Genomic DNA, 5,549 nt, shown 5'->3' on the forward strand with positions numbered 1-5,549 from the left:
TTCCGGATGCGGCATCATGCCGAGCACATTGCCGTGGTCGCTGACAATGCCGGCAATGCCACGCGCCGCGCCGTTGATGTTGCTGTGATCGCCGATCGAACCATCGGCCGCGCAATAGCGATAGAGCACGCGGCCATCACCTTCGAGCCGCTTGATGGTCTCCTCGTCGGCGGCGTAGTTGCCCTCGCCATGCGCGATCGGCACCCGGATCACCTGCCCGGCATTGTAGCCGCGGGTGAAGGCCGTGTCGGAGCGCTCGACGCGCAGATGCACATCGTGGCAGATAAATTTCAGTTTCGCGTTGCGCATCAAGATGCCGGGCAGCAATCCGCTCTCGCACAGGATCTGGAAGCCGTTGCAGACGCCGAGCACCAGCCCGCCATCGGCGGCGAAGGCCCGCACCGCGTCCATCACCGGCGAGCGCGCCGCGATCGCGCCGCAGCGCAGATAGTCGCCATAGGAGAAGCCGCCGGGCACGACCACGAGGTCGGTCCCCTTGGGCAGCGCCGTGTCGGCATGCCAGACCATCGTCGCGTCCTGCCCGGACGCGAGTTTCAAGGCGCGGGCCATGTCGCGCTCGCGGTTGATGCCGGGGAAGACGAGGACGGCGGATTTCATGTCAGACTCGGGGCTTCATTGATTTCAAGACGGCGCTCGATGCGATCGAGGCGGTGTTCGTGGCATATCAGCGTGGCGTGCATGCTGCCGAGCTCCGAGTGGATTCCCAGAAGATCGTGATGGATGGCGGCGATCTGATACTTCAGAGAGAGCATGTTGCTGTTGTTCTCGTCGAGCTTGCCGTCCATCTGCGCCTGGCGCGTCTGAATGGCCTTGAGAACCTCATAAATCAATTCATTGCTGATCTCAGCCATGACCCGATCTCCGAAACCCTACCCCTGCACCTCGATAGCATAATTCTCGATCACGGTGTTGGCCAGCAGCCGGTCGGCGGCGGCTTTCAGGGCGGCTTCCGCGGTGGCCTTGTCGCCGCCGGGGATCTCGATGTCGAACACCTTGCCCTGACGCACAGAAGCAATGCCCTCGACGCCGAGCGACTTCAGCGCGCCCTCGATGGCCTTGCCCTGCGGGTCCAGGATGCCGTTCTTCAGTGTAACCGTAACACGCGCTTTCATGGTGTCCTCGTCATTCCGGGGCGGGCGCGCTTTTGCGCGGCCGAACCTCAGCCACTCCGATTGGAGTGGCGCGGAATCTGGATATGATCATCTCGGGCTTCCGGGTTCGCGAGCGGCTGCGCCGCTCACGCCCCGGAATGACATTCAGCTTTTGACCAGCACCGGGCCGGTGCCCATCGGGCGCTCATTCTCGGCGAGAATGCCGAGCCGTTTGGCCACTTCCGTGTAGGCCTCGAGCACGCCGCCGAGATCCCGGCGAAAGCGGTCCTTGTCGAGCTTCTCGTTCGACTTGATGTCCCACAGCCGGCACGAATCCGGCGAGATCTCGTCGGCGACGATGATCCGCATCATGTCGTTCTCGAACAGCCGGCCGCATTCCATCTTGAAATCGACCAGACGAATGCCGATGCCGAGAAACAGCCCGGTGAGGAAGTCGTTGACGCGGATGGCGAGCGCCATGATGTCGTCGATTTCCTGCGGCGTGGCCCAGCCGAACGCGGTGATGTGCTCTTCCGAGACCATCGGGTCGTTGAGCTGGTCGTTCTTGTAATAGAACTCGATGATCGAGCGCGGCAACTGGGTGCCCTCCTCGATGCCCAAACGCTGCGACAGCGAGCCCGCCGCCACGTTCCGCACCACCACTTCCAGCGGCACGATCTCGACTTCGCGAATCAATTGCTCGCGCATGTTGAGGCGGCGGATGAAATGGGTGGGAACGCCGATGTCGTTGAGATGCTGGAACAGGTATTCCGAGATCCGGTTGTTGAGGACGCCCTTGCCCTCGATCACCTGATGCTTCTTGGCATTGAACGCGGTGGCATCGTCCTTGAAGTGCTGAATCAGCGTGCCCGGCTCCGGACCTTCATACAGGACCTTGCCTTTGCCTTCGTAGATGCGACGTCGACGGCTCATGGGGATGTACCCGGTGTTGTTGAAATCCATGGGATGGGTATGCTCCGAGTGACGGGATCGACCCACGACGGAGCTGCCGTGAAGGCCAGGAACGGGTAACACGAACAACGGAAACAGAACAGGAACCGGGCCTGCCGGCAACCTAGCCGATCGGTCCCGCCAGCACAATCGACCCAGCCGGGTTATCGCGGGTTTTACCGCCCGGGATGTTGGCGCCCTGCGACCTTGCGCCCGTTGTTCCGGCTTCCCGTCCCCCCTATCTAGGGTCGATAACGGCATTCGCAACGCGCAGGCCATCGGCTTGCAGCATTCAACGGGATTTAACCATGTCATCATTCGACAAGCGCGAAGACGGTTTTGAGAAGAAATACGCGCTCGACGAGGAGCAGAAATTCAAGGCGGAGGCCCGCCGCAACAAGCTGCTCGGCCTGTGGGTCGCCCCGCAGCTCGGCCTCGAGGGCGACGCCGCCGCCGCCTATGCCAAGGAAGTGGTCGCCGCCGATTTCGAGGAAGCCGGCGACGCCGACGTCGTCCGCAAGGTGATCGGCGACCTCACCGCCAAGGGCATCTCGGTCACCGAACCGGCGATTCGCGCCAAGATGGACGAGCTGATGGCGCAGGCGGTACTGCAGATCAAGAGCGGGTCGTAACACGCGCGAAGCGTTTCCCGGGCGCGATGCAACACGCCGTGTTGCTTCGCGGAGCCGGGGCCCCGGTCTGTTGACCGTGACCGGGATCCCGGCTCCGCGGAGCGGCATAGCGGCGATGCAAGGGCATCGCCTGAGACTGCCGCAGCGCGTCCGGGACACGAGACCTCGTCCGGGAGCGCCTACCGCCAGCCCAGGCCTGGCGCGACGTGTCGCAGGATCGCCTCGATGACATGGGCGTTGTAATCGACGCCGAGCTGGTTCGGCACGGTCAGCAGCAGCGTATCGGCTTCGGCGATCGCCTCGTCGCCGCGCAGCTGTTCGATCAGCAGATCGGGCTCCGCCGCGTAACTCCGGCCGAAGATGGCGCGCTCGGCGCCGCCGAGATAGCCGACCTTGTCGCTGCCCTGGCCGTCACGGCCGAAATACATCCGGTCCTGGTCGTTGGTCAGCGCGAAGATGCTGCGCGATACGGACACGCGCGGTGTGCGGGTGTGGCCGGCCGCCTTCCAGGCGTCGCGGAACAGCCGGATCTGCTCGGCCTGCTGGACGTGAAACGGTTTTCCGGATTCATCGATCTTCAGCGTCGAGCTCTGCAGGTTCATGCCGAGCGTCGCCGCCCATTGCGCCGTCGCATTGGTCGAGGCGCCCCACCAGATCCGCTCGCGCAGGCCTTCGGAGTACGGCTCGAGCCGCAGCAGGCCCGGCGGATTGGGAAACATCGGGTTCGGGTTCGGCGCGGCAAAGCCGCGGCCCTCCAGCACGTCGAGCAACACTTCCGTATGGCGCCGCGCCATGTCGGCCTCGGTCGTGCCTTGCGGCGGCGCGTAGCCGAAATGGCGAAAGCCGTCGATCACCTGCTCCGGCGAACCTCTGGAGATGCCGAGCTGCAGCCGGCCGCCGGCAATCAGGTCGGCGGCACCGGCATCCTCCGCCATGTAGAGCGGGTTCTCGTAGCGCATGTCTATCACGCCGGTGCCGATCTCGATCTTCGAGGTCTTGGCACCGATCGCCGCCAGCAAGGGAAACGGCGAGGCGAGCTGGCGAGCGAAATGATGCACGCGAAAATACGCGCCATCGGCACCGAGCTGCTCGGCCGCGACCGCCAGATCGATCGATTGCAGCAGCGCATCGGAGGCCGAGCGCACGAGCGAGGAGGACGACGGCGACCAGTGGCCGAAGGAGAGAAAGCCGATGTTCTTCATGGGGATGGGTGCTCGGAGGAAACGGGTGAACCCTATCTAGGTCGGCATCGGCGCGGCAACAGGGAAACGCTGGAAACTCATCGTTTCCGAATTGGCGATCAACGCCGAAGATGCTGCCCGCCGTCGCGTCGCGCCGATGGCCAGCCTTGCATCCCGCAGAAATTAGGTATATATACCTCGGTATGCCCTATAGCCTGTTCCCCGTCATCACCCGCCTCCGCGTCACGCCCGACGAACCGGTCGCGCCCGACGCGATCGTCAATGAACGGCCGCGCGGCTCGCGGCGGCCGCATACCGATCTGCGGGTCGCGATGGTGCGCCGGCTGATCGAGCAGACCAATTTGACCTATTCCGAGATCGCGACGAAGACCGGCGTCGGCCGCGCCAGCATCAGCCGCTGGAGCCGCGACGGCGGCTGGCGGCGCCCGCCCTTCGCGCCGGTGGCCACCGACACCGTGCCCTCGGCGCGCGCCTCGCAGAAACTGAAATTGCGCAAACTGGCCGAGCGGCTGCGCGACCTCGCCGAGCGCCATCTGCGCGCGCTGGAGGCGGATCCGGCGATCGATACCGAGCGGCTGCTGCGGGCGCTGCAGGTGGTGAAGCTGGCGCGGCTGGAGGCGCAGGGCCGCCGGCGGCAGCGCAAGCCGCTGTGGGGCGGCCGAGCCGAGACCGGCGCCTAGACCCTGTCGCGCGACGAGGCGATCCGCGCCGCGCTGAAGGAAATGCGCCGCGGCGGCGTCGACCTCGACCACGTGCCGCCGGAGGCGATGGAGCTGCTGATCGACGCCAGAATGCCGTATGAGGATTCCCCGGCGCTGCGGCCACGGGGCAGAAGGTGATGACTAGGGTGGGTCAGGCGCCCTTGCGCCGTGTCCCACCACGGCAACGGACGATGGCCGGCGAGTGACGCGCCTTTGGCGCCAACCCGCCCTGCGGGTTCACTGGGAATGGCCAAAACATCTGGGGATTCCGGGCTTGTCCGCAGCTCGCGCTGCTCACGCTGCTCACGCCCCGGAATGACGGCGTTCAATTCGGATGAGATCAAGCGCAATCATGCACGTTGCCGCCTGCATGGCGGCGCAATGCGCTGTGCTATGGCGCCCTACGAACTATTATTTCCACAGCCCGTAGCCCGGCCATTTGGCTTCCGGGATCAGCGCGCCGATCGTCGAGCTGAAGGACAGCACCCGGGTGCGGTCCGGCGAGGCCTTGCAGGTGAACGCGACCTGGTACCAGTGGCCGCCGCTGCGGAACGCGGCGCCGTCCGCGACCAGCGTGTCGCCCTGATGCCGCGGCGGCGACACGACGTCGGATTTGGCGCGGTCGGAATGAAACGCATTGGCGGCGTCACCGATCCGCCGCATCGCCTCGTAATCGCAGATCTGCTCCAGCCGGGTCCGCGGATCGAGTCGGCCGAGGCTGGCAATGAAGCGCGCATCGGCGGCGCAGGCGGGAGTGGCGATCAACAACAGCAACGCGACGATGATTCTCATCGCGCTGCTGTAGCCGCTGCGACCGCGGGTGGCCAGCCACGACGACGTGACGATGCGGCACGCGCCGCGCTTGCGGTTGGTACACCGCTGGTCTGATCTTGTTGAAGGCGTCACCGGGATCCCGGTTCTGCGATGCGGCACGGCGATGCTGCGCATCGC

9 protein-coding genes are annotated in these 5,549 nt (G+C 65.2%); 2 read left to right on the forward strand and 7 right to left on the reverse strand.

Going from position 1 to position 5,549, the window contains the following annotated elements:
* From purQ to purC, 4 genes are all read right to left on the reverse strand, one after another.
* The coding region (gene purQ / locus Q0S16_RS16105) for a phosphoribosylformylglycinamidine synthase subunit PurQ (RefSeq protein WP_295850006.1) at positions 1–618 on the reverse strand (618 nt) is incomplete at its 3' end.
* Positions 615–872, reverse strand: a complete 258-nt coding sequence (locus Q0S16_RS16110; RefSeq protein WP_295850007.1) for a hypothetical protein — start codon at positions 870–872, stop codon at positions 615–617. The genes Q0S16_RS16110 and purQ, both read right to left, overlap by 4 nt.
* Before the next feature lie 18 nt (positions 873–890).
* Entirely contained in the window at positions 891–1,133 is a 243-nt protein-coding gene (gene purS / locus Q0S16_RS16115; protein WP_295850008.1) for a phosphoribosylformylglycinamidine synthase subunit PurS, read from the reverse strand.
* A gap of 144 nt (positions 1,134–1,277) precedes the next feature.
* Positions 1,278–2,045, reverse strand: a complete 768-nt coding sequence (gene purC / locus Q0S16_RS16120; RefSeq protein ID WP_086937119.1) for a phosphoribosylaminoimidazolesuccinocarboxamide synthase — start codon at positions 2,043–2,045, stop codon at positions 1,278–1,280.
* A 326-nt stretch (positions 2,046–2,371) separates the two neighbouring features.
* Between purC and Q0S16_RS16125 the strand changes: the two genes are divergently transcribed.
* Positions 2,372–2,695: a DUF1476 domain-containing protein gene (locus tag Q0S16_RS16125; RefSeq protein ID WP_295850011.1), complete on the forward strand. Its 324-nt coding sequence runs from the start codon at positions 2,372–2,374 to the stop codon at positions 2,693–2,695.
* A gap of 179 nt (positions 2,696–2,874) precedes the next feature.
* Here the strand turns inward: Q0S16_RS16125 and Q0S16_RS16130 are convergent, their stop codons facing one another.
* Positions 2,875–3,897 carry an LLM class flavin-dependent oxidoreductase gene (locus Q0S16_RS16130; protein WP_295850013.1) on the reverse strand — a complete coding sequence of 341 codons (1,023 nt, stop codon included), beginning with the start codon at positions 3,895–3,897 and terminating at the stop codon, positions 2,875–2,877.
* A gap of 182 nt (positions 3,898–4,079) precedes the next feature.
* Here Q0S16_RS16130 and Q0S16_RS16135 point away from each other — a divergent pair, with 182 nt between their 5' ends.
* Entirely contained in the window at positions 4,080–4,577 is a 498-nt protein-coding gene (locus Q0S16_RS16135; protein WP_295850014.1) for a hypothetical protein, read from the forward strand.
* On the opposite strand, the gene Q0S16_RS16140 is transcribed toward Q0S16_RS16135, so the two are convergent.
* Together Q0S16_RS16140 and Q0S16_RS16145 are read right to left on the reverse strand one after the other, a co-directional pair.
* Positions 4,574–4,942: a hypothetical protein gene (locus Q0S16_RS16140; protein WP_295850016.1), complete on the reverse strand. Its 369-nt coding sequence runs from the start codon at positions 4,940–4,942 to the stop codon at positions 4,574–4,576. The two genes, Q0S16_RS16135 and Q0S16_RS16140, sit on opposite strands and share 4 nt — an antisense overlap.
* A gap of 67 nt (positions 4,943–5,009) precedes the next feature.
* Positions 5,010–5,549 (reverse strand): DUF930 domain-containing protein (locus Q0S16_RS16145; RefSeq protein ID WP_295850018.1); only part of this gene is annotated, 540 nt, incomplete at its 5' end.

This window comes from Tardiphaga sp. (assembly GCF_025356345.1).
Taxonomy (GTDB): domain Bacteria; phylum Pseudomonadota; class Alphaproteobacteria; order Rhizobiales; family Xanthobacteraceae; genus Tardiphaga.